Origin of the sequence: Gilliamella sp. B14448G11 (assembly GCF_016101765.1) — a bacterium.
Classification (GTDB): Bacteria; Pseudomonadota; Gammaproteobacteria; order Enterobacterales; family Orbaceae; genus Gilliamella; species Gilliamella apicola_N.
Map to the genome: position 1 here is coordinate 18877 of NZ_JACFPX010000014.1, position 22839 is coordinate 41715.

The window sequence follows — 22839 nt, forward strand, 5'->3', positions numbered from 1 at the left end:
GTGTATTTTAGGTATGTAATGCCTGAAATACGCTGTACAAACAGTAATGTTTTCCACACATAATGTCATTATTATCAATTATTAAAGCTCGTTTCAGTTGTGATGGTCTCAGCCCCAAATTAGATAAACATGTTCTGCTAAAATGAGCCGAATCAGAAAATCCCATATCACTGGCTAATTTTGTCAGTGTTGTAGGGGAGTCGAGTATATCAATTACATCCTGTAATCTTTTCCACAATAGATAAGCCCTGAAATTAATACCCAACTCAGAACGAAAAAGATGAAGAAAGCGACTTTCAGAAAGGTGTATTTTTTCGGCGATTTCCCTCGATGAAATTTGCTTTATGGGTAATGATGAAATAATAGAGACTGCTTTATTAATGCGGTTATCTTGATCACATGAACAATTAGGATCTGACTCACATAATAACTTATAGACGTGATAAAGCTCAAATGGTTGGCTAATAGCAACAGATTTTATAAAATAACTGGCAATTTTTAATGCTTCTTTGTGAGTAAGGAAATAAACAGGATTAGTTTCAGTAAAATGCGATAATAAGTGGTAATAGGGATCTTCTGGGCCAATAAGCAAATTAATACAACAGACATCTGGTGCGCTCAGTTTATGGGGAACATTTGATTGAATAATAAAACCAAACACATCTTTTTTTTCATCTGGTGTTTCTAGCTCAAAAGACATATTGTGCAATGATATTGTCAATTGAAGAGAAGGGTGACGATGCCAATCTGTCGTGATATTGTTTATAAAAAGCAATGTAGATAAATTTTGTCGGTGCACTTTAACTAACAAATCATTGTCTAACATGATATTTTATCCTTGCTAAATAAACATCTTTGTCATTAAAAACAGTAACATAAATCATATGTAAAGACTATACATATATACGTAATTCGATTAACTTAAACTAACTAAAGGATAACACATATCATGTATAAAGTTAATCAAGAACAATACAAACGTATTTTTGGATATTTTAAACCTATCACCAAAAACTTTATTATAGGATCTCAAAATATTTCGCAATCTTTTTGCCATTTTTCAGTAGATAATTTTAATATTAATAATTTTGATGATTTACCATTAAAATTAAAAAAAAAGATATTCAATACTTTCCAGTAAGAAGAAAAATAGAGTTCTTAGCTGGTGGAGTGTGTTCTGCTACGGCATTAGAAAACTTATTGCGTGATGGAGAATATTACTGGATACTAAAAAGTTCCAACGGAGCCGTTTTATGGCCTAAAAACATAGCTGGTTCAATATCTCACTCTAATAATTTTGTAACTGCGGTTACAATAAAACATTCAAATGAGGTTCAAAGCATAGGAGTTGATATAGAAAAAATAATGTCCACTCAAAAAGCAATTGATTTAAGTCAAACGATCCTAAAATGCCCTACTCCCAGTGACATGATAATGGACATAACACATACATTACTTTAGTATTTTCAGCCCAAGAGAGTTTATATAAGGCGTTTAGCTCAACTGGTATTACACTTTCATATGAAGATATTTTTTGCATAGGTATAAACAAAGAAAAAAAACATATACATTACATGTAGGTAATCCGATCAATAAAGTTTTTGAAGTTCATTTTTATTTTTCAAAATATTATAATCTTGTTATGACTTACGTACTTATCTAACCAACTATTTTTCTATTCCATTCTTTGATGTAATGGTTGATTTGGCAAACCAAACAACTATGATTAATAGTAGAAAAATAATTCCATATAGCCAAAAAATTTCGTTGGTTGCGATTACCAGCCCCTGATTAGTAATATTTTGTGCTAATTTAGCCGAAGCTTGAGTTTCAGAAAAACCTTGCAACTGAAACTGATGATATGAGTATTCTAGCGTTTGTATATTTTGATTCATTAGATCAGTTAGTTGATTATGATGAATTGCTTCACGATGTTCCCATAATGAATTTGTTAAAGAAGTACCAATGGAAGTAGATAATGTCCTAAAAAAATTAAATAAACTTCCTGCTGCCGCTACCTTGTGAGAAGGTATATCAGATAAAATTATTATATTCAAAGGCATAACAAAGCAAGCTATCGCAAATCCTTGAAAGAATTGGGGCCATGCAGAACTCGAAAAATCCATATTAGGCTCAAACGAGTAAGCTCTCCAAAAAAAGCACAAAGCAAAAACAATGAAACCAAAAGTCACAAGCTTCCTCATATCTAAATAAGGAACAAAACGGCCGACTATTGGAGCAAGAACGATAGGAACTAAACCGATGGGAGACAATGCTAATCCTGCCCACGTTGCAGTATAACCAAAAACTCGTTGTAATAGCTGTGGTTGTAAAACTAATGTCCCTATATGTAGCAAAAATGCCAAACTTATGCAAATCGTCCCTACTGTAAAATTTCTTGATCTAAATAAAGATAGATCAACAATTGGATCATTCGATGTCATTTCCCAAAGAACAAAAAAAGAAAGTGTTACTAACGCTATCACAGATAAAATAATAATTTCAGATGAATTAAACCAATCCAGTTCTTTCCCTCTATCTAAAATAAGCTGTAAACTACCAACACCAAATATTAATAAAGCAAGCCCAATAGTATCTATTCGAGATTTGCTTATTTCTGTTTCTCGTCCTTTTAATAATATTTTAATACTTATCCAAGCTATTAGACCAATTGGCACATTTAGTAAAAAAATCCAGCCCCAAAATAAATTGTCACTTATCCATCCACCCAAAATAGGTCCACAGACGGGAGCAATAATAATAGTCATCGACCATATTGCTAAAGACATATTTTTTTTGGAATCTGGAGAGTTAGCTAATAATAAGCTTTGAGAAAGAGGAATAATTGGTCCAGAAACCGCACCTTGTAGTACTCGTGAAATAATTAAAATTTCAAGGCTGTTGGAGACACCACATAACCAAGAGGCTAAAACAAACAAAAAAATTGAAAACAAAAATAACTTAACTTCCCCAAAGTACTTAGCTAGCCATCCAGATAAAGGAATTGAAATGGCATTAGATACGGCAAATGATGTAATTACCCATGTTGCTTGGCTAGTTGATGTTCCTAGGTTTCCAGAAATAGTAGAGAGTGCTACATTGGCAATTGTTAAATCTAAAATTTGTAAGAAAGCCACTGTTGCCAATGCAACAATAAGCCAAATTAATTTTGCACCTGATAGATATAATGGTGACATTTTATGATTCACTGAATATTACTCTCTAAAATTAAGTTATTTTGCATAATTTCTCGTACTAGTTGCTCGAATTCATCTAGGTCGTAAGCAAGCACATCTGTTTGATATTTAATTTCTTGAGGTGAAATATCAGTAAGTAATTTTCCACTTACATCACTGGTATCCACTGTTACATACATAGATAACCCTACCCGTAATGGATATTCCTTAATTTGCTCTTTATTCAATTCAATACGGACAGGTAAACGCTGAATTACTTTAATCCAATTTCCTGTTGCATTTTGTGCTGGTAATAACGAAAATGCACTTCCCGTTCCCATAGCAATTCCTGTAATCACCCCGTCGAATTTAATATCATCTCCATAATAATCACTAGTTAACTTAACTTTTTGTCCTAATCGAATGTGTTTTAGTTGAACTTCTTTAAAGTTAGCTTCTACCCAAACTTGATCCAAAGGAACAATAACTAATAATCGTTCTCCTCTATTAACCTGTGTTCCAACTTGGACTTGGCGCCTCGAAACATATCCAGTGACAGGGGAAACAATTGTTACTCGTTTTAAGTTAAGCCAAGCTTCCTTTAGTTTAGAAATAGCTTGCTGAATACGTGGCTGTTCTAATAATGAATTCTGCATTAATAGAGCATTATTAATTTCTAACTCTTGCTTGGAAATATTTAAGTCATTTGACGCAATTAATACATCTTGCCTAGCATGCTCTATTTCTTCTTGTGAAATAGCATTACGAGACCAAAGGCCTTCTCTCCGAGCTAAATCTTTTTCTAATTTATCTAATGTCGCTTGCTTTAATTGAATACTTGCTAACAATTTTTCAGTTGTCAGTTTGATCTGTTGAGTTTCTCTTATTACCTTGGCTAATTCATTTTTTGCATAACTAAAATTATTTTCAGCATCAATTGATTCTAATTGAGCGATAACATCTTTTTTTCTCACAAAGTCATTATCATCAACGTAAATGGAGGAGATTCCTCCGCTTATTTGAGTATGAATTGGAATTTGATTTCCCATAACATACGCATTATCTGTAGATTGTGTAAACCGAGAAAACATGTACCAAAAAATGAAGTATCCTATCCCTGAAACTAGGAAAATAACAGATAAAATAATCAATTTTTTATATCGTGTTAAACTATTGAATTGTCGGCCATCAGTGTTGTTTTCCATCGTACACTCCATTTACATCTTTCATTTTAATCATTACTTCTATGAACAGCATCACAAAATGCTGTTTCATTAAGCAGACGTTCCACCATCCATAACTAGAGTTTGACCCGTAATATAATTACCCCCACAACCGAGTAAAAAATTCACAGACATAGCCATTTCCTTATTATTTTCCATTATGTTACTTCATCTCTTGTTTGGTTATTAGATTGTGAAAAGTTAACGGCATTGTATAAATGGGTAAGTAATATTGTCTTGAACAAATAAGCTAACTTCATTTTATAAAAAAATCATTGATTTATTTAACTATCTATATTTCAAATAGTTATTTATTCTTTGACAATTATTTTTATTTAAAAAAAAGAATGAGAGATCTAATATAGCTAGTTTATTCAATTAGAGGATAAAATTCATGACTTACGACTGTGTAATCATTGGTGCTGGACAAGCTGGACTGTGTTTAGCATCATTTCTGACTAAAAAAAATATCACTGTTCTCATATTAGAAAGAGATGAACGTATAGGAGACGTCTGGCGTAGACGACCAGATAGTATGCGGTTATTTACACCAAGAGCAATGAATCAGCTACCAGGTTTAATTATGGCTGGTGATCAAAAAGGGTATCCAGATAAGCATGAAGTGGCTGATTACTTAGAGTTTTACGCTCAACATAACAAATTACATGTATTGCTAAATAAAAATGTATATTCTGTAGAATATAATGATCAAATTTATTCTTTAAAAACTCAAGATGGAGAAACTTTTCAAGCAAAGTGTTTGGTCAATGCAACAGGGGCAAATCAGAAAGTTAATGTTCTTGATATTTCCAGAGATATTCCAGCAGAGATACAGCAGCTGACAATAGATCAGTATCAAAATCCAAAACAACTGTTTTCAAAAAATATTGCAATAATTGGTGATGGTTCTGGTGGCCGCCAAGTTGCTAAAGAGTTAGCTGAAACACATAATGTAACTTTGTTTTGTGGCTCTCCTCGTCCATTTGCTCCTCAGGAACTGTTTGGAATAAACACATTAATTTTATTAAAAAAATTGTCTATTTTAAATTCTGACTCTCGAAGCATTATAGGTCGTTGGCTTAGGAAACGAAATTTAATACCTTGTAACAATATTACCAATAAAATTCTGAATAAAAAAGGAGTTAGGCTTTACTCTAAACTTACTAGCGTAGATGGTAAAAAGTTAATTTCCGAAAGTGGCGAAAACTGTGAACCACATATTGTTATTTGGAGTCTAGGATATAAAGAAGATACAGATTGGTTGACTATTCCTCATTCTTCCAATTCAGACGGGTTTATTTGTCAAGTTGGACATAATGCTGGAGGTAAGACTCCTTATCCCGACTTATTTATTGTTGGAAAAAAATGGTTAAGTTGTCGTGCATCAGAACTAATTTATGGAAGTGTCAATGATGCTCAACGAGTAGCTAATTTTGTTGAAATGGCTTTAAAAAACAAGTGATTTATATGTCTGCAACAAAGTCAGGTAGACTCATAATCGTGTGAAATATACAGAACACCACCACGTTATGAAGCAAAAATGAGCTGATTTAATTGATAAATGGAATAAACAAGGTCTAGAAGAATAAAACTACACCGATTGCAGAGAATGATTCGAATTTCTCTGCTACTTCTAGCTCAGTTCAATCGAATCAGACAGATGTTTTACTATCCCAGAGAACTTACACTCGCTACATTACTTAATATAAATTCCGAGACTACTAATTAACAAGCTAAATAAATACCTCGCCATATTGATGAGCACATTCAGCAAATGTTTTTTGGCTGTCTCTTTCAATTTTTTCCTGAATAACAGTTTTTTGGCGTTTTTGCAGTGGATTGATCTTTTCTCTTAACAACTTTCGACTGTTGCGCGCTTCTTCTCTTGCTTCTAACAAAGAAACAGTATGTGTAGCACCAAGTCCCATTTTATGTTCTTTTTTTTCAAAGCTAAAGCGAAACATCCAAGATTCAGCTCCCTCATGACTAACGCGAAGTCAAAGTCTTGCACCATCGCTATAATCACCTGCTTTATTTATTTTTTTCACAGATAAAGTTGTCAGTTTTTCAATTAGCCTTGCCATGAGTAATCCCCCCAACATTTTTTTAATGCGTTGAATTATGTAGAACGAGATAGGCGCATTTAATAAAAAATACAAAACAGTTCGAGTATTTTTCATTGGACGTTTTGATGGGCGTTCTAAGCGTGGATTGAAATGGATTACTCTGGATGAGTATGGAATGAATAATAAAAATGAAAGCAAAAAAAAATTCACTTAAACCCTTTATGATAAAGGTCAAAATGAATTTCTCTGGATTGCTGTGGAACCCGCCACAAAAAATAGATGGCGGAAGCGCAGAGATTCGAACTCTGGGAGGGTCGCCCCTCGCCGGTTTTCAAGACCGGTGCTTTCAACCGCTCAGCCACACTTCCGCAATGGCTGTGCATATTAAAGTAGACTTACTTATTTGTAAATAGGTATTTTAAATTTTTTGATTGTTTGCTTTAATTTTCATCAAATCTAGCCATAATTAGTGTAAATATGGCGCTTTCACTATCAAAATAGTGTTGGAATTTATTTTAACGGGTATAATATGGCACAAATAAAAATGCGTGTTTACAAAAATGTTAGAGCAAATACAAACTGATGATAATGGTTATTTAAAAAATTGGCAGGATTGGACTGTTGATTTGGTTCCTTTATTGGCAAAAAAGGAGTCTATTGAATTAACTGAAGCACATTGGGAAGTGATTTTATTTGTCCGTGATTTTTATTTAGAGTATAAAACATCGCCAGCGATTAGAGCGTTAGTTAAAGCGATGGAAAAAAAATTTGGTGTAGAAAAGGGTAATAGCCGTTATTTATATAAATTATTTCCTGATGGCCCTGCTAAACAAGCAACTAAACTTGCAGGCTTACCAAAACCCGTTAAATGTATCTAAATAAGCGAATAGAATAATCTCATGATTAGATGGAAATTGCCTTTAATTTTACTTCTTGTGCTTGGTTATTTGCAATACTCGCTATGGTATGGCAAAAATAATATTTATGATTATCAAGATAATCTACAAGTGTTGGCTGATCTTCATGAGCAAAATGCACGATTAAAAGATCGTAATGAACAGATGTTTGCCGAGATTAATAGTTTGCAGCAAGGTTCTGAAGCGATAGAAGAGCGTGCGCGCAACCATTTAGGTATGGTAAAACCGAATGAATATTTCTATCGAATTATTAAAGATCCCAACCCGCAATCTCAATAAGGCGTAAAGTGAATAGTACCAGTAATATTGTCGCAATTGTTCCAGCTGCTGGCATCGGTTGCCGTATGAATAATCAAATACCAAAACAATATTTGAAAATTGGCTCCATGACGGTCATTGAGCATACTTTAAATAAGCTATTATCGCATCCTAAAATTACACAGGTGATTGTCGTTATTAATCGCGAAGATGTAATATTTAAAACACTTGCAATTGCTTTGCATGATAAGATAAAAGTCACTATAGGTGGAGAAACCCGTGCCGAGTCGGTATTAGCGGGTTTGCATTTATTATATGATAATCAATGGGCGCTGGTTCATGACGCAGCAAGACCTTGTGTTTGCCATGATGATATAACACAATTAATTGATATTGTACTCAATGCACAACAAGGCGGTATTTTAGCTACTCGCGTCAGCGATACCATAAAGCGTGCTTATCAAAATAATGATAATATTATTGAATACTCCGAAGACAGAAATTATTTATGGGCAGCAGCAACGCCACAGTTATTTAAAGCAAATGAGCTAAAATCATGTTTGCAGCAGGCTTTAGATAATCATATGACAATTACTGACGAAGCTTCTGCCATTGAATATTGTGGTGGTCATCCATTACTGGTTGAATGTCGCCGCGATAATATCAAAATTACTCGACCTGAGGACTTAGCGTTGGCCACTTTTTATTTAACTACATAAATGACAATAGGTAGAATTATGCGAATAGGTCATGGATTTGATGTTCATAAATTTGGAGGGGAAGGCCCCATAACGCTTGGAGGAGTGAAAATTCCTTATCAATATGGTCTGGTTGCTCATTCCGATGGGGATGTGGTATTACATGCCATAACTGATGCGTTAATTGGTGCATTAGCGTTAGGAGATATTGGTAAACTTTTTCCTGATAACGATCCTCAATATAAAGGAATTGATAGCCGAATATTATTAAGAAAAGTTTATAGCATTATTCAAAACAAAGGTTATGAACTTGTTAATTTAGATACGACTATTATTGCTCAAGAGCCTAAAATGCGTGGGCATGTCGATCAAATGCGAGTTAATATTGCTGAAGATCTTAATGTTCACTTTGATCAAATTAGTGTCAAAGCAACCACTACAGAACAATTAGGTTTTACCGGGCGTAAAGAGGGTATAGCCTGTGAAGCAGTCGTATTACTTACTAAAATAGCTAAAGTCAATTAAATCAAAAGATAGGTAGCATTCGTGTTAACAGAACTGAATTATTTTTATGGTAAACCAACAGTAACAGGACAATATAAACAACAATATGAAGATTTTATTGTTACTGAAGATCTCGGATTTGAGCTAACCGGTGATGGTGAACACGTCTTGGTTTATCTTCAAAAACGTGATTGTAATACGATATTTGTTGCTGAGCAATTAGCTAAATATGTGGGTATTTCAGCCAAGTTAGTCAGTTATGCAGGATTAAAAGATCGCCAAGCGGTCACTCGTCAGTGGTTTAGTTTACATATGCCAGGTCAAGCAACACCTGATTTTTCGGATTTTAATTTAGACGGATGTGAAATTTTAAAAATTACACGACATAATAAAAAATTAAAAATAGGGGCTTTGAAAGGCAACTATTTTGATATTACGTTGAAAATGCTAAGTGATAAATCAGGGATTGAGACTAAATTAGCGTTAATTAAAGAAAATGGGGTGCCAAATTATTTTGGCGAACAGCGTTTTGGTCGCGAACAAAATAATATCACTCAAGCTATCAAATGGGCAAATGGCGAGATTTCCGTTAAAGATCGTAAAAAACGCAGTTTTTGCCTTTCAGCAGCACGTAGTGCGATTTTTAATGATATTGTCAGTCAACGAATTGCAGAAAATTTGCATCGTACCGCGCTCGATGGTGATATATTACAACTTGCTGGGCGTGGAAGTTGGTTTGTTGCGAAAACAGAAGAACTCGACTTATTGCAACACCGTTTAGAAAATCGTGAAATTACCATTACTGCACCTATGCTGGGCGATTCCCCACTAGGAACAATGTCTCAAGCACTTGAATTTGAGCAAAATTGTTTAAAAAATTGGATGACTTTTCTTGAATTATTTAAAAAAGAGCGTATTGAAACTGCAAGACGCTCTATAGTGGTCTATCCTTTAGAACTTAACTGGCAATGGTTGAATGATAATAGTCTTACTATGCGTTTTTATTTACCGTCAGGATGTTATGCCACAAGTGTGATACGTGAATTGATAATAGGAAATGAGTAATACATATGCAAAGTTTAAAAATGCAGTCTCTAATTAAATTATTGCGTCAGCAGGGAATCAAAGATGAGCGTGTCTTAACAGCTTTTGCCTCTATACCACGAGAACACTTTATCGACGAGGCTCTATCCCATCAGGCTTATGATAACTGTTCTTTACCGATAGGGAGTGGGCAAACCATTTCACAACCTTATATCGTTGCAAAGATGACTGAGTTATTATGTTTAGAACCTAACTCAAAAGTGCTTGAAATTGGAACTGGATCTGGTTATCAAACGGCAATTTTAGCCAAATTAGTCAACCATGTTTGTTCGGTTGAAAGAATTAAAAGTTTACAATGGAATACTAAACGTCGTTTAAAACAATTAGACATTCACAATATTTCTACTCGACATGGAGATGGTTGGTTAGGATGGCCGGAACGTGGTCCATTTGATGGTATTATTGTCACTGCTGCTGCAACACAGGTACCACAGAGTCTTTTAGATCAGTTAGCGAATAAAGGGCGCTTAGTCATCCCTGTTGGTGATGAAGACAATCAAGTTCTTCAATTAATAAAACGCAGTGGTGACGGTTTTATTGTAAAAAATGTCGAAGATGTTAAATTTGTCCCACTTATTAAAGGTGATATTGAATAACAAAGCCTTATTAATAACTTTAATGAGCTCGTTGATATTTAAGATTGAATACTCAGTATTTTTTGACTGATCTTATATTACTGTGTTTTGTTATTTTTAATAATATAAACAAATAGTGATTGATTAGATTTTGCTGATTTTCTTTTGAATATTATCCACCATACTCATGGGTACCTATCTTTATAGCAATGGCAACTAAAGTGATGACTATTTAATTAAAAAACTCTAATTGTTGGCTGGTGAAATCTTTCGATTATTAATTTCTAAATATCATTGAATAGATATAAAATTATCCATGCTGTTTGCATGGATAATTTTTTACTGAAACGTATGCATTTCCTGAAACTTTTTGACAGACATATTTATTGTGTTTGTTCAGAATTTCTCCACTCACAAATACCATAAATTGCATTAAATAGATAAATTAAATATTGTGCAGCAATAACGATGTTATCTGTATAAATATTAAGACCAATTACCAACACATTTAATATCACCCAAAAATACCAATTGAATGAGTAACGCATCATCAACAATAATTGGGCAACAATCCCTAATCCAAAGATAAAGCAGTTAGTTATAAGCTGATAACTACTATTGTTGACTTCAAGCGATTCAGTGATGTAAATATTTAAAAATACTGCTGCAATAAGCGCGATAATGGCACATAAAAAATTACTTTCGCTCAAGGTTCTGGATTTAACATTTTTATTGTTATCTTGATTTTTTTGCCAATTAATTAAGCCATAAATGTGTGAACCAAAATAGCAAATACTTGGTAAGCCAGCACCAATATTACCGTTAAGAAAGTTAGCAGAGCATTCAGCAACATTGGCTAACATGCCCATCACATTTCCCATATTTTTACGTTTGGCCAATAATATTACACAGATCAATCCACAAAAAGCGCCAATATAGGAAATGGTGTAACGAAGATTAAATTGACTAAATGGGTCGGTATATAAAAAGGCCAACGTTACACATATTATGCAAAAAAGTGGATAGAATTTGTTTCGTCCAATAAATATTATAAGTTGATTTAATTTATTCATATTTAATACTCTTCATTGTTGATAAGTTGATTGACTAAATCAATACAACATAAATAGCGCTCTTCATAATTAGGTGAATCTATTCGAATATAGTTAATGTTATTTTTTTCTAAAATAGAGATGAGCAATTGTTGAAAGTCTTTGCGCTGTTTCGGACTCCCCAAATGGCGTAAGCCGTCGGCTACCCAAGGTGTATTGTTGCCAAGCAATATAACTAGATCAAAACGGTAGTTGTTAATCATTGCTTGTAAAAATGGGTGTTCTTTACCTTCATATTTTTTACAGAAAGCTTGAGTCGTGACAAAATCAGTATCAATAAATGAGACTTTATTGGCATGTTTTATTGCAAAATCAATATATTGTGCATGGCCTAGTGCAATTTTATCGTAATCTGCATATTGTAATGCCCGTTCGTCTCCGCCTAATTGAGAAAAAACGTAATCTCGCCCATATTCCCAAGCGCTGGTAGTATTAAATACATTAGCTAATTTATTGACTAGTGTTGATTTACCACTTGATTCGCCTCCTAAAATCGCCACTGTTCTAACAAAGAATGGTCTGACTTCAGTTGGAATGTATTGCCAATTTTTGAGGGGTGCTTTGCGAATTTGGGTACCACTAACTTTCATAAATTCTCTGTGAGGATCGATAAGTACCGTATTTAAATTAAATAACTCCTTGTACATGGTAACATCTTGGGGTTCGCTTGAATAAACGCATTCAGGTTCGATGCCTTTTTCTTTAAACAGCTTTTTGACGCGCTCACTCCATTGCTGCCAACCATTTGGATAGGCAGGGATACCATCTTCTTCTAATAATTCAATGTGAATATTTTTTTGATACTTAAAAGTTTGTAATAGCCAACGAATTCGATCATTGATTGTTGGTTGCCGAGACATGGCACTTTCTTCAAATAATGCCATATCACGTTCTGTATCGGAACAAAGAATCACATATAACTCATCGACTTGACTTATTGCACGTTGAATAAGGTGAATATGTCCAGTATGTAATGGATAAAATTTACCAAAAATGACTCCCACTTTTTTGTTTTTGGTTGGTTGTTCAATTTGCAAATATTGGTGAAGCGATTGTAATTTTTGCGCACTTGGATTTTTGATTTTATCGTTAGCGAGTTGACTTAAATAACCTTTAGTCATTTGACAAGCATCGGCAACGGTTTGTAATGATAAATTCCTACGTTTAATTGCTTTTTTTAAATAACTGAAGCTATTCATAGTGTTTCCTTATACTTTGTTTTTTATTTTTAACAAAATATACATTCTTTTAATTAAATGTTCAATATATAAAACTAAATTAATTTTTTATTTAACACAAAATTAAATTTTATGGAAATTTAAGCAGAAATAACCAATACTGTTTTAAGCCCAGTTATCATGGATAGATATGCGATACAGACATATTTATAACATGAATATATTTAAATAATTAAAATATAAAATTATTAAAAAGGGACAGTATGAAAATTCAAAAAACAGCTCTTTTAATTGCGTTAGTTTCAGGTAGTATTTTTGCCGATAATAATATTAATTTAAATAAAATGACTTTATTTTTACAGGATGCCGAATTACAAGGTCAAGCAAAGGTATCACTAAAGTAGGCAAAAGCCTTTTTGTCACAAGATTGGCTAAAGATACTTTGGATCTTTATTTAGGTAAAGATAAAAACATTTCAATTTTACGCAATCGAGATAATAGTGAAACGTTAAAATCTTTGTCGGTAGGTAATTATCTTTCACAAAAATATGCCTACATTATTGATGTGAAAAATGGCAAGTCAATGCTAATAAATTTAGTTTTCTATGATCAGATCCCAGTTATTATCAATAAAATCGTAACGCTTGATGATATTAAGTATACCGGTGCAAGTTATGATAAAAAAACAGGATTAATAAAATGGAAGTTTGATTTGAATCCGAATGAGACTAAAAAACTTAATTTAAGCTTCAAACTCACTTATCCAAAAGATAAAGTTAACGATATAATGGGACTAAAAGTTAATAACTGAACATATCCCATGTTAATAGAATGGTTAACCCAATTTGAACAAAATAGCCAAATCAGTTTACTTGATATTCATTTAGCTCTGTTTTTAACCGATAAAGCAGAGCTAGATGATGATATTACAGCTAAACGTTTTAGTTTTTTAGTCTTATCACTTAGTAAAGAAGTGAGAGCAGGTCATGTCTGTCTTGATCTGACTAATTTAAATCAACAATTCATTGAACCACAATTATGGCAGGATTTGGGGGCACCGAGTGAACAAGCTTGGCAAGCTGTACTTGAACAAGCTGAAAGTAAACACGTTGTGAGTGATGGCAGAAACTTATCACCCCTTATTTTTACCCAAAATAAACTCTATTTTCAGCGTATGTGGTTTGATGAAGTCAATGTAGCTCAATATTTTAATCACACAACACTTGCCCAAGAATCCAATTATTTAATTGACTTAAATGTAATTCTCAATCAGCTTTTTAGCAATAATGTAGAGTCTATCGATTGGCAAAAAGTTGCCGTGGCAGTTGCATTAACCCGTAAAGTAGCCATTATTTCTGGTGGGCCGGGAACGGGGAAAACCACAACAGTTGCAAAAATACTTGCTGCAATTAGACAAACAAATCCTAAAGCTCGATTAGTTACATCCGCACCTACAGGTAAAGCGGCGTCAAGATTAACTGAATCGCTAAGTCGAGCAATTGAACAGCTTTCCTTATCACCTTTAAATATTAATACAGAATCAATTACTTTGCATCGCTTATTGGGCGCCAAAGCGGATAATCGCTCGTTCACGTATGATAAAGATAATCCACTCAACTTGGATGTATTAGTGATAGACGAAGCATCAATGGTAGACTTAAATATGATGGCGAGAGTAATAGATGCGTTACCATCCTCAGCACGCTTAATTTTACTTGGTGATAAAGATCAACTTTCATCGGTCGAAGCAGGTGCTGTATTTGGTGATCTCTGTGCATTTATTACGGATGGATACAGCGAATTACGAGCTAAAGAGTTAAGCCAAGTGACAGGTTATGATGTGCCAATTTCAGAGCAAACAGCCAACATTACTGACAGTATTTGCTTATTACAGAAGAGTTATCGATTTGATGAGGCATCGGGTATCGGTTTACTTGCTAATGCGGTAAAAGATGGGAAATCAGGTGTTGTTAAACAATTATTAAACAATGCTTCATTGAGTGATATTAAGTATCAGGAACTTTCATCTCAGCAAGCCTACCAAGCTGTTTTACATGATAGTGTGGATCAATATCAACATTATCTAAATGCAATAAATCAACACGGTGTTGATGATATTGCAACGATTTTAGATAAATTTGCGCAATATCGCTTACTTTGCGCAGTTCGAGAAGGGCAGTTTGGTGTGAGTGGTTTAAATAAGCAAATCGAGTCTTTATTAGCTCAAAAAAAGTTCATTCACCTTAAGAATGACGAAGCTTGGTATGTCGGTCGTCCGATTATGATTTTACGCAATAGCATTTCATTAGGACTTTATAATGGTGATATTGGAATTACTTTAAGGGCAGAGCATGACCATTCAAAATTACGAGTCTATTTTCCATTTGCGGACGGTTCGATAAAAGGGTTTTCTCCTTTCCGATTACCTGAGCATGAAACGGCTTATGCAATGACGATCCATAAATCACAAGGTTCAGAATTTGATCATGTAAATATTATTTTGCCAACGGATTATTCACCATTACTTAATCGTTCATTACTTTATACCGCTATCACTCGCGCTAAAAAAACGGTTTCAATTTATGCAACGGAACAAATTCTGCAAGAAGCAATAAAATCTCAAACACAAAGGCACAGTGGTTTAGTTAATTTATTACTGAATAAAGGATAAAGTTCTATAAATAAAAGTTAGCAGATTGATTATTTTATTAGATATTAAAAATAAAAAATTATATAGGCACGAAGAGAGTACAGGGCATATCGCCCTGTAATTGGTATTAATGAATAATTTTAGCTAAGAAGTCTTTAGCACGATCTGATTGTGGATTAGAGAAGAATTGTTCTTTTGAGGTATCTTCAATAATTTCTCCCTTATCCATAAAGATAACACGGTGTGCAACTTTACGCGCAAAGCCCATTTCATGAGTAACAACCATCATCGTCATGCCTTCATAAGCAAGTTCAACCATTACATCAAGTACTTCATTAACCATTTCTGGATCAAGCGCTGAGGTTGGTTCGTCAAATAACATAACAATTGGATCCATGCAAAGTGCTCGAGCAATCGCAACACGTTGCTGTTGACCACCAGAAAGCTGGGCAGGGTATTTATCAGCATGAGCAAGTAAACCCACACGTGCTAATAGATTAAGAGCTTTTTCACGAGCCTCTTCATCCGCTCGACCTAATACTTTAATTTGGGCAAGCGTTAAATTTTTTAAAATGGTTAAATGAGGGAAGAGTTCAAAATGTTGAAATACCATACCCACTTTTGATCGTAATTTCGCTAAATTAGTTGCGGGATCGGTTATTTCTGTCCCTTCAATAATGATTTTACCTTGTTGTACGGGTTCTAAACCATTAACAGTTTTGATTAATGTTGATTTACCTGAACCAGAAGGTCCACAAACAACGACAACCTCACCTTTACCTACTCTTGTTGTGCAGTTCTTTAAAACTCGAAATTGTCCATACCATTTTGATATATTTTCTAAGGAGATCATCGATTTATCCCTTTCTTAAAATAATTAACTAACAGTGAAGCAGTAAAACAAATTACAAAATAACTTGCTGCTGCAAAAATAATCATTGAATATTTAACCGTACCGCCTTGAACATTACCAATTTGAGTTACACTTGCACCGAAAAGGTCAATTAAACTCATCACATAAACTAACGAGGTGTCTTGGAATAAGATAATACCTTGAGTTAGTAACAGTGGCACCATAGACCGAAATGCTTGAGGTAAGATAATTAAGCGCATGGCTTGACCTTTAGTCATACCTAAAGCATAAGCAGCATGATATTGGCCTTTGTTCACTGCATTGATACCCGCGCGAATGATTTCTGAATAATAAGCTGCTTCAAAAAGTGCAAAAGCGATCATTGCTGAAACAATACGTACATCCGCATAAGGTGGTAAATTAAATATATATTTAATAACTTGTGGCAATGCTAAATAGAACCATAACAGCACTAATAATAGTGGAATGGAACGAAATAAATTTACGTAGCATTTAGCAAAAATATTAAGCAATTTATTATTTGATAAACGCATTAACGCAAGCATAGTACCCCAAACAATACCAAAAATGACCGCATTAAGGGTGATTTTTGTTGTTAACCATAAACCACTTAATAGTAAATGATAATTATCAAATACCAATGAAGGTATATTTGCAATCCAATCAAAAAGCTGCATTTTATCCTCCATGATTCATGTTAGGTAAGCGAGTATGTTTTTCAACAATACGCATAATAGTGAGTACCGCATAATTTATTAGCATAAAGGCGATCGTTACACCACACAAAATTTCGACAATACTATTGGTTGATTCATTAATACGATCAATCTGTCCAATTAAATCTATTAACCCAATTGTTGAAGCAACAGATGAGTTTTTAATAATATTAGTCATTTCTGATGTTAATGGTGGAATAATGCGACGATAAGCATTAGGTAATAAAACGTATCTATATGCTTGACGATTGGTTAAACCAAGTGCGATTGCTGCATATCTTTGGCCTTTAGGCAAAGTTTGAATACCCGTTCTTACTTGCTCGGCAATTCGCGCAGATGTGAACAATCCTAAAGCAGTTGCGGCGATGATGAACGAACTAATATTTGGTGATAAACCAGATACAAACCACGTTCTTAAACTGCCTATCAGAAGTTCAGGAAATAGCATATACCATAAAAACATTTGTACAAGTAAGGGGATATTACGAAATAGCTGAATATAGCTTGCCGCAAAATTACTTAGAAACTTGTTGTCAAGTGTTCTACAGATACCAACCAATGAACCCAGCACAAAGGCGATGATCCATGCTGTAATGGCTAATGAAACGGTCACAAAAATGCCATCTAACAGCCAATTTAAATAAATCCCATCACCATAAGGGGTGGGTTCAAAAAATAGTGTCCAATTAAAACTCATAATATATTTAATTCACTAATTTAGATTATGTACTAAATGCTACGGCATTTAGTACATGGATTAGAAAGATAAGAAAAGTATTAATCTAATGCTTTATCGTTAGGGTTTGCAAAAAGCTCAACCATTTTCGGTGAAATTTCAAGTTCCATATTTGCACCTTTTGGTGGTACTGGTTGAGTGAACCATTTGTTATAAGACTCTAATGCTTTTCCTGATTTTTGGGCTTCAGCAATGGCGTTGTCCATTAGTTGTTTAAATTGAGTGTCACCCTTTCTTAACATACAACCGTAAGATTCATAAGATAAAGGTTCACCAACAATTTTCCACTCAGCAGGATTAATTGCACGTGAACGTTCACCAGCCAATAAAGCATCATCCATTAAAAATGCAGCTGCACGACCAGTTTCAAGTGCATTAAATGCATCACCATGATCTTTTGGGGTAATGATCCGGATACCTAATTTTTCTTTATTGTTGATTTGATTTAAACGGATTTCAGAAGTAGTACCCGCAGTCGTTACTACATTTTTGCCTTTTAAATCTTCAATAGTATTGATATTACTATCTGCTTTAACTAAAAAGCGCGTACCTACAATAAAGATGGTGTCTGAAAAATCAACTGTTTTTTGGCGTTCAAGATTGTTAGTAGTTGAACCACATTCAAAATCGTAAGTATAGTTGTTAAGAAGTTGAATACGTGTCTTAGAAGTAACAGGTAAATATTTTACTTTAAGGTCAGGTAAGTTTAACTCTTTTTTCACTGCATCTACGATTAGATTAGAGTAATCTTGTGAATAGCCAATCACTTCTTGCTTATCGCCATAGTAGGAAAATGGAATAGAAGATTCACGATGACCAACAACAATAACACCACTTTCTTTAATTTTAGCTAACGTGCCAGTAAGTTCTTCAGCTAATGCCGAACCAGTCATTAGACCTAACATTGCAAGTGATAAAACTAATTTGGTTAATTTTGTCTTTTTGTTCATTCTCGTCTCCTACTGTTTGATTTGTATCATATTAAATTTATTTAATATTTTTACAAAGGGCGTATATTATAACTTATTTTTTAGCATAAAAGTACTTTTTACTGTTTATTTATATATCATTGGCTCCAAATGCGTAGCTATAATTATGCTTTATAAGCAATTATTTCTGAACATGATTTTATTTGAAACTAGGTATAGTTAAGCAATATTTATGCCATTATCGTAAATTATGAACGTCTTTTTATAAATATTGGGATACACATTAATATCATGAACAATAAATAAGGTTTATTTCCCCATCTAGCATAAGGAGTTAGGCCAGTAGTTGGTGATAGACTCTCAGTTAAAACAGTGGTGGTAAATGCTGGAATTTGTTTTATGATTCTTCCTTGCTGGTTAATTATTGCGGTAATACCATTATTAGTACTGCGAATTAATGGACGACCAAACTCTAATGCTCTAGCTTGTGCCATTTGCAAATGCTGTTTTGGACCAATACTATCACCAAACCAAGCATCATTTGAGACAGTGAGTAAAAAATCTGTATCAGGCTTAAAGTTTTCCCATATAAGATCGGATAAAATTACTTCATAACAGATAGCGGTTGTGAATTTAAACCCTTTCATGGTTAATTGGGGCTGTGTTTCATCGCCTGCTTTCATTGAAGACATTGGAATATTAAGCAGTTCAGTAATGGGTTCAAGTAAAGATTCAAATGGTGTAAATTCACCAAATGGTACTAAATGATGTTTTTGATAACGATGAGCTGTTGGGTATTGATAGGGTTCTTTTTTGCCCAATACAATTAACGAATTATAAATATTACCTTTATTTCGATTGTCTGGTTCATTAAAACGATAATCAATAATACCAACGGCAATTTCAGAATCATTCGCTCTTGCTTGATTATCTAGATAATATAAAAAAGGTTGTTGATTGGTTTCAAAATCTGTAATGCTGGCTTCTGACCATATTATAATCTTATCTTTACCAAAACTTTGTTGGGTAAGTTGATAATAGGTTTCTAAAGTATTATTTAATTGTTCACTGCTCCACCTTAAAGTTTGTGGAATATTGCCCTGAATTAATGAAAAATTCGCTATACGATGATGATCAACTTCGGTCCAGTTTTTATCTTTGAATAAAATTGGTGCAATGAAGATCGTTAATAGTGCAATTATTGCACCAAGCGCGTGCTTTTGGGATTGATGTTGCTTAATTTTATATAAACTGTAAATAGCTAGTCCACATAAAAAACAAGTTAGCAAATTCACACCATCTATACCAACGATAGGAAAATAGGCCCGCAGTGGGCTATCAAGTTGGCTATAACCAAGTTGTAACCATGAAAAACCCGTTAAAATGTAACCACGTAAAAATTCAGTACATTGCCATAAGATAGGTGCAGCTAATGCCAATTGCTTGAATGAAAATTGAGGTGCTAAACGATCTGCATTTCTAAGTAAAAAAGCAAATAACATCGGGTAAAGTGACAAATATAGGATCAGAAAGCCTAGTATCACCATCGCAATAGGTGTAGGTAGTTCCCCATATTGTTTAATACTGATATAAACCCAATGGACTCCTGAGGTAAAATAACCAATTCCCCAAGTCAATCCTAATAACATTGCTTGTTTTTTAGTTTTATTTGCAATAAGCCATAATAGGCCAGCAAAAGAGATAAATGCTAAAGGCCAAATATGAAAGGGTGCATAACTAAAAACAGCGATGCAACCGTAAATAAAACTTAGTAGCAGATATTTAAGCATGTTATGGCAACTCTAAATTAGGCACTGTGGCATCTTCCGGAATAGTTACATGCAGTTGGATGATACGTCTTTTATCGGCTATAGTTACTTTAAATTGATAACCGTCAATGATTATACTTTCACCACGTAAAGGTAAGCGGCCAAAATGTTGCATTACCAAACCACCAATCGTATCCATTTCGTCATCACTAAAATGTGTCGCAAAAATTTCGTTAAAATCTTCTACAGGAGTGAGCGCACGTACGGTGTAAACCAAAGGAGATAAGCGACGAACATCCCGATCTTCAACTTCATCATATTCATCTTCAATATCACCTACAATGAGCTCTAAAATATCTTCAATTGTAACAAGACCTGATACTCCACCAAATTCATCAATCGCTATTGCCATATGGTAACGTTGCATACGAAACTCTTTTAACATATGATCAACACGTTTACTTTCTGGCACAATAACCGTTGGTCGTAGTATTTTTTTTAAATCGAAACCGTCAATACCTTGGCGGATAAATATGAGTAAATCTTTCGCCAGTAACACACCTTCAATGTGATCTCTATCTTCACTAATGACAGGATAACGAGAGTGACCATGTTCAGAAATAATATCTAAGCATTGATCGAGTGAATAATTGTCTTTGATAGTAACAATTTGTGAGCGGGGGATCATAATATCGCGAATGCGTTGTTCGGCTATATCCATGACACCTTCAATCATATCAAGTGTGTCTGGATCGATAAGTTCGTTTTCTTCAGCTTCGCGTATAACTTCAATCAGTTCTTCTTTATCTTTGGGTTCTGAATGAAATAACTGACTTAACCATAAGGCAAACCCTTTTTTGGATCTCCGGGGATTATCATCGCTCATTTGCTTTTTCCTTTACTAATTTATTGTATTTAATTATTTTTACTTCAGTTTAGTTATCATCAATGATGATAACTAAACACAGTTATTCGTCAATCGGTTGATATGGATTATTAAATCCTAGTTGTTGCATTATATCAATTTCGATATTTTCCATTTCTTCGGCTTCTTCGTCAAGAATATGATCATATCCTAATAGATGCAAACAACCATGCACGATCATATGTGCCCAATGTGAAGTTAACGATTTATGTTGTTCTTTCGCTTCAGCTTCCACCACTTGTTTGCAAATAATCAAATCACCCAACAGTGGTACCTCAATTTCAATCGGTGATTCAAATGGAAAAGAGAGTACATTGGTGGGTTTATCTTTGTGGCGGTATGTATTATTTAACTGCTGGCTTTCTTGTTCATCCACAATTCGGATAGTGATTTCAGCATTATCCATAAATTGAGGCAAAATCACGTTTAACCATTGCATAATTTGTTCTTCAGTTGGCAAATTTTGGTTATCGTCTGTAGCTATTTGCAAATCTAAAATAATTGCACTCATTTTACTGTGTTTACCTAATTTATTTATTCACGATGATAAGGATGGTTAGTGGTTAAGCTCCATGCTCGATAAAGGCTTTCTGCGACAATGACACGCACTAAAGGATGTGGAAGCGTAAGAGGCGAGAGCGACCAGCTCTGCTCTGCCGCAGCTTTACAAGCAGGAGATAAGCCTTCAGGCCCCCCAATGAGCAAGCTCACATCACGGCCATCGGTTTTCCAACGTTCTAACTGTTGTGCTAAATTATGCGTAGTGTAAGGTTTACCTGGAATATCTAATGTGATAATGCAGTTGCCTTTACCGCAATTTGCTAACATTTGTTCGCCTTCTTTATCTAAAATTCGGGCAATATCTGCATTTTTAGTTCGTTTTCCAGCTGGAATTTCGATAAGTTCTAGTGGCATATCTTTAGGGAAGCGCGAACGATAATCTTCAAAAGCGGTGGTAACCCAACTTGGCATTTTGTTGCCAACAGCGATAAGCTGTATCTTCACGCCACTAACTCCAAAGTTTTTCGAGTTCGTAAAGTTGACGGGTTTCTTCTTGCATAATATGTACAATGACTGAATCCATATCAACCACTACCCAATCAGCATCATTTTTGCCCTCGCTACCTAAAACAAGAAGCCCATGTTTTTTCGCTTCATCAAGTAAATGCCCGGCAATGGATGAGACATGACGGTTTGAAGTGCCCGTACAGACAATCATATAATCGGTAATGCTTGATTTACCACGCACATCTAAAGTAACAATATCTTTGCCTTTTAGATCATCAATCTTATCGATAATAAAATCTTGTAACGACTGTTGCAAAATAATCTCTCTATCATAAAAAATTAAAGCATCAGTATATCATATTTTTAAAAAATAACGGTGAAGATAACATTGACCTTGTATATTTTGTCAAGAAGTTTCAGA

General features: G+C 34.2%; 26 protein-coding genes, 1 tRNA gene and 1 pseudogene. 11 read left to right on the forward strand and 17 right to left on the reverse strand.

Annotated elements, in window-relative coordinates:
- Positions 1-7: 7 nt before the first annotated feature.
- A complete protein-coding gene (locus H3S88_RS09575; RefSeq protein ID WP_198228755.1) occupies positions 8-826 on the reverse strand; it encodes a helix-turn-helix domain-containing protein in 819 nt (272 codons plus the stop codon).
- A gap of 323 nt (positions 827-1149) precedes the next feature.
- Here H3S88_RS09575 and H3S88_RS13565 point away from each other — a divergent pair, with 323 nt between their 5' ends.
- The gene (locus H3S88_RS13565; protein WP_370528602.1) at positions 1150-1461 is read left to right on the forward strand and encodes a hypothetical protein; all 312 of its coding nucleotides are present in this window, start codon (positions 1150-1152) and stop codon (positions 1459-1461) included.
- Between the two features lie 206 nt (positions 1462-1667).
- Here the strand turns inward: H3S88_RS13565 and H3S88_RS09585 are convergent, their stop codons facing one another.
- Both H3S88_RS09585 and H3S88_RS09590 read right to left on the reverse strand, forming a co-directional pair.
- Entirely contained in the window at positions 1668-3197 is a 1530-nt protein-coding gene (locus tag H3S88_RS09585; RefSeq protein ID WP_198228757.1) for a DHA2 family efflux MFS transporter permease subunit, read from the reverse strand.
- A gap of 8 nt (positions 3198-3205) precedes the next feature.
- Positions 3206-4381 carry an efflux RND transporter periplasmic adaptor subunit gene (locus H3S88_RS09590; protein ID WP_198228758.1) on the reverse strand — a complete coding sequence of 392 codons (1176 nt, stop codon included), beginning with the start codon at positions 4379-4381 and terminating at the stop codon, positions 3206-3208.
- A 412-nt stretch (positions 4382-4793) separates the two neighbouring features.
- Here H3S88_RS09590 and H3S88_RS09595 point away from each other — a divergent pair, with 412 nt between their 5' ends.
- Positions 4794-5861: an NAD(P)/FAD-dependent oxidoreductase gene (locus H3S88_RS09595; RefSeq protein ID WP_198228759.1), complete on the forward strand. Its 1068-nt coding sequence runs from the start codon at positions 4794-4796 to the stop codon at positions 5859-5861.
- 271 nt (positions 5862-6132) lie between these two features.
- On the opposite strand, the pseudogene H3S88_RS09600 reads toward H3S88_RS09595, so the two are convergent.
- The 3 genes and pseudogenes from H3S88_RS09600 to H3S88_RS09610 all read right to left on the reverse strand — a co-directional run.
- Positions 6133-6384 (reverse strand): annotated as a pseudogene (locus H3S88_RS09600) (Arm DNA-binding domain-containing protein); the annotation flags it as partial.
- Positions 6385-6396: 12 nt separating this feature from the next.
- Complete coding sequence (locus H3S88_RS09605) at positions 6397-6675, reverse strand: hypothetical protein (RefSeq protein ID WP_198228761.1); 279 nt, start codon at positions 6673-6675, stop codon at positions 6397-6399.
- Between the two features lie 70 nt (positions 6676-6745).
- A tRNA-Ser gene (locus H3S88_RS09610) sits at positions 6746-6833 on the reverse strand.
- Between the two features lie 192 nt (positions 6834-7025).
- Here H3S88_RS09610 and H3S88_RS09615 point away from each other — a divergent pair.
- From H3S88_RS09615 to H3S88_RS09640, 6 genes are read left to right on the forward strand one after another with little or no spacing between them, the layout of a single operon-like run.
- Positions 7026-7343, forward strand: coding sequence for a TusE/DsrC/DsvC family sulfur relay protein (locus H3S88_RS09615; RefSeq protein ID WP_198228762.1), 318 nt, complete (start codon positions 7026-7028; stop codon positions 7341-7343).
- Between the two features lie 21 nt (positions 7344-7364).
- Complete coding sequence (ftsB, locus tag H3S88_RS09620) at positions 7365-7661, forward strand: cell division protein FtsB (protein WP_039128044.1); 297 nt, start codon at positions 7365-7367, stop codon at positions 7659-7661.
- Positions 7658-8359: a 2-C-methyl-D-erythritol 4-phosphate cytidylyltransferase gene (ispD, locus tag H3S88_RS09625; RefSeq protein WP_370528603.1), complete on the forward strand. Its 702-nt coding sequence runs from the start codon at positions 7658-7660 to the stop codon at positions 8357-8359. The genes ftsB and ispD overlap by 4 nt, the downstream gene beginning before the upstream one ends.
- Before the next feature lie 18 nt (positions 8360-8377).
- Positions 8378-8863: a 2-C-methyl-D-erythritol 2,4-cyclodiphosphate synthase gene (gene ispF, locus H3S88_RS09630; RefSeq protein ID WP_039128040.1), complete on the forward strand. Its 486-nt coding sequence runs from the start codon at positions 8378-8380 to the stop codon at positions 8861-8863.
- Positions 8864-8884: 21 nt separating this feature from the next.
- Positions 8885-9907 carry a tRNA pseudouridine(13) synthase TruD gene (gene truD, locus H3S88_RS09635; protein WP_198228764.1) on the forward strand — a complete coding sequence of 341 codons (1023 nt, stop codon included), beginning with the start codon at positions 8885-8887 and terminating at the stop codon, positions 9905-9907.
- 5 nt (positions 9908-9912) lie between these two features.
- A complete protein-coding gene (locus tag H3S88_RS09640; RefSeq protein ID WP_198228765.1) occupies positions 9913-10542 on the forward strand; it encodes a protein-L-isoaspartate(D-aspartate) O-methyltransferase in 630 nt (209 codons plus the stop codon).
- Positions 10543-10904: 362 nt separating this feature from the next.
- Here H3S88_RS09640 and pnuC read toward each other — a convergent pair whose 3' ends face one another.
- Both pnuC and nadR read right to left on the reverse strand, forming a co-directional pair.
- Positions 10905-11594, reverse strand: a complete 690-nt coding sequence (gene pnuC, locus H3S88_RS09645; protein WP_086327552.1) for a nicotinamide riboside transporter PnuC — start codon at positions 11592-11594, stop codon at positions 10905-10907.
- A gap of 2 nt (positions 11595-11596) precedes the next feature.
- On the reverse strand, positions 11597-12832 hold the full coding sequence (gene nadR / locus H3S88_RS09650; RefSeq protein WP_198228766.1) for a multifunctional transcriptional regulator/nicotinamide-nucleotide adenylyltransferase/ribosylnicotinamide kinase NadR: 1236 nt from the start codon (positions 12830-12832) through the stop codon (positions 11597-11599).
- 242 nt (positions 12833-13074) lie between these two features.
- Between nadR and H3S88_RS09655 the strand changes: the two genes are divergently transcribed.
- Genes H3S88_RS09655 through recD form a run of 3 tightly spaced genes read left to right on the forward strand, consistent with a single transcriptional unit; the run spans position 13075 to position 15482 of the window.
- Complete coding sequence (locus H3S88_RS09655; protein WP_198228767.1) at positions 13075-13215, forward strand: hypothetical protein; 141 nt, start codon at positions 13075-13077, stop codon at positions 13213-13215.
- Positions 13216-13238: 23 nt separating this feature from the next.
- Positions 13239-13622, forward strand: a complete 384-nt coding sequence (locus H3S88_RS09660; protein ID WP_198228768.1) for a DUF4139 domain-containing protein — start codon at positions 13239-13241, stop codon at positions 13620-13622.
- A 9-nt stretch (positions 13623-13631) separates the two neighbouring features.
- The gene (gene recD / locus H3S88_RS09665) at positions 13632-15482 is read left to right on the forward strand and encodes an exodeoxyribonuclease V subunit alpha (RefSeq protein ID WP_198228769.1); all 1851 of its coding nucleotides are present in this window, start codon (positions 13632-13634) and stop codon (positions 15480-15482) included.
- 106 nt (positions 15483-15588) lie between these two features.
- On the opposite strand, the gene H3S88_RS09670 is transcribed toward recD, so the two are convergent.
- The 9 genes from H3S88_RS09670 to rsfS form a co-directional block, all read right to left on the reverse strand.
- On the reverse strand, positions 15589-16314 hold the full coding sequence (locus H3S88_RS09670) for an amino acid ABC transporter ATP-binding protein (protein ID WP_144091608.1): 726 nt from the start codon (positions 16312-16314) through the stop codon (positions 15589-15591).
- On the reverse strand, positions 16311-17012 hold the full coding sequence (locus tag H3S88_RS09675) for an ABC transporter permease subunit (RefSeq protein ID WP_039128854.1): 702 nt from the start codon (positions 17010-17012) through the stop codon (positions 16311-16313). Before H3S88_RS09675 ends, H3S88_RS09670 begins: the two co-directional genes overlap by 4 nt.
- 1 nt (position 17013) lies before the next feature.
- Positions 17014-17748 (reverse strand): amino acid ABC transporter permease, encoded by a 735-nt coding sequence (locus H3S88_RS09680; RefSeq protein ID WP_039128850.1) that lies wholly within the window; start codon positions 17746-17748, stop codon positions 17014-17016.
- An 80-nt stretch (positions 17749-17828) separates the two neighbouring features.
- Complete coding sequence (locus H3S88_RS09685; RefSeq protein ID WP_039128847.1) at positions 17829-18737, reverse strand: glutamate/aspartate ABC transporter substrate-binding protein; 909 nt, start codon at positions 18735-18737, stop codon at positions 17829-17831.
- Positions 18738-18964: 227 nt separating this feature from the next.
- The gene (gene lnt, locus H3S88_RS09690) at positions 18965-20506 is read right to left on the reverse strand and encodes an apolipoprotein N-acyltransferase (RefSeq protein ID WP_039128843.1); all 1542 of its coding nucleotides are present in this window, start codon (positions 20504-20506) and stop codon (positions 18965-18967) included.
- Position 20507: 1 nt separating this feature from the next.
- Positions 20508-21371 carry a CNNM family magnesium/cobalt transport protein CorC gene (corC, locus tag H3S88_RS09695; RefSeq protein ID WP_039128840.1) on the reverse strand — a complete coding sequence of 288 codons (864 nt, stop codon included), beginning with the start codon at positions 21369-21371 and terminating at the stop codon, positions 20508-20510.
- Positions 21372-21453: 82 nt separating this feature from the next.
- Complete coding sequence (ybeY, locus tag H3S88_RS09700) at positions 21454-21921, reverse strand: rRNA maturation RNase YbeY (protein ID WP_039128837.1); 468 nt, start codon at positions 21919-21921, stop codon at positions 21454-21456.
- Between the two features lie 23 nt (positions 21922-21944).
- A complete protein-coding gene (rlmH, locus tag H3S88_RS09705) occupies positions 21945-22415 on the reverse strand; it encodes a 23S rRNA (pseudouridine(1915)-N(3))-methyltransferase RlmH (RefSeq protein WP_025314901.1) in 471 nt (156 codons plus the stop codon).
- A gap of 4 nt (positions 22416-22419) precedes the next feature.
- Entirely contained in the window at positions 22420-22737 is a 318-nt protein-coding gene (gene rsfS / locus H3S88_RS09710) for a ribosome silencing factor (RefSeq protein ID WP_086326647.1), read from the reverse strand.
- Positions 22738-22839 lie beyond the last annotated feature (102 nt).

Excerpts from the sequence above, each read along its gene's own strand:
- H3S88_RS09575 (WP_198228755.1), bottom strand. The coding sequence starts at position 826 with ATGTTAGACAATGATTTGTTAGTTAAAGTGCACCGACAAAATTTATCT.
- H3S88_RS09585 (WP_198228757.1), bottom strand. The coding sequence starts at position 3,197 with ATGTCACCATTATATCTATCAGGTGCAAAATTAATTTGGCTTATTGTT.
- H3S88_RS09590 (WP_198228758.1), bottom strand. The coding sequence starts at position 4,381 with ATGGAAAACAACACTGATGGCCGACAATTCAATAGTTTAACACGATAT.
- H3S88_RS09595 (WP_198228759.1), top strand. The coding sequence starts at position 4,794 with ATGACTTACGACTGTGTAATCATTGGTGCTGGACAAGCTGGACTGTGT.
- H3S88_RS09615 (WP_198228762.1), top strand. The coding sequence starts at position 7,026 with ATGTTAGAGCAAATACAAACTGATGATAATGGTTATTTAAAAAATTGG.
- ftsB (WP_039128044.1), top strand. The coding sequence starts at position 7,365 with ATGATTAGATGGAAATTGCCTTTAATTTTACTTCTTGTGCTTGGTTAT.
- ispF (WP_039128040.1), top strand. The coding sequence starts at position 8,378 with ATGCGAATAGGTCATGGATTTGATGTTCATAAATTTGGAGGGGAAGGC.
- H3S88_RS09640 (WP_198228765.1), top strand. The coding sequence starts at position 9,913 with ATGCAAAGTTTAAAAATGCAGTCTCTAATTAAATTATTGCGTCAGCAG.
- pnuC (WP_086327552.1), bottom strand. The coding sequence starts at position 11,594 with ATGAATAAATTAAATCAACTTATAATATTTATTGGACGAAACAAATTC.
- nadR (WP_198228766.1), bottom strand. The coding sequence starts at position 12,832 with ATGAATAGCTTCAGTTATTTAAAAAAAGCAATTAAACGTAGGAATTTA.
- H3S88_RS09655 (WP_198228767.1), top strand. The coding sequence starts at position 13,075 with ATGAAAATTCAAAAAACAGCTCTTTTAATTGCGTTAGTTTCAGGTAGT.
- recD (WP_198228769.1), top strand. The coding sequence starts at position 13,632 with ATGTTAATAGAATGGTTAACCCAATTTGAACAAAATAGCCAAATCAGT.
- H3S88_RS09670 (WP_144091608.1), bottom strand. The coding sequence starts at position 16,314 with ATGATCTCCTTAGAAAATATATCAAAATGGTATGGACAATTTCGAGTT.
- H3S88_RS09675 (WP_039128854.1), bottom strand. The coding sequence starts at position 17,012 with ATGCAGCTTTTTGATTGGATTGCAAATATACCTTCATTGGTATTTGAT.
- H3S88_RS09680 (WP_039128850.1), bottom strand. The coding sequence starts at position 17,748 with ATGAGTTTTAATTGGACACTATTTTTTGAACCCACCCCTTATGGTGAT.
- H3S88_RS09685 (WP_039128847.1), bottom strand. The coding sequence starts at position 18,737 with ATGAACAAAAAGACAAAATTAACCAAATTAGTTTTATCACTTGCAATG.
- lnt (WP_039128843.1), bottom strand. The coding sequence starts at position 20,506 with ATGCTTAAATATCTGCTACTAAGTTTTATTTACGGTTGCATCGCTGTT.
- corC (WP_039128840.1), bottom strand. The coding sequence starts at position 21,371 with ATGAGCGATGATAATCCCCGGAGATCCAAAAAAGGGTTTGCCTTATGG.
- ybeY (WP_039128837.1), bottom strand. The coding sequence starts at position 21,921 with ATGAGTGCAATTATTTTAGATTTGCAAATAGCTACAGACGATAACCAA.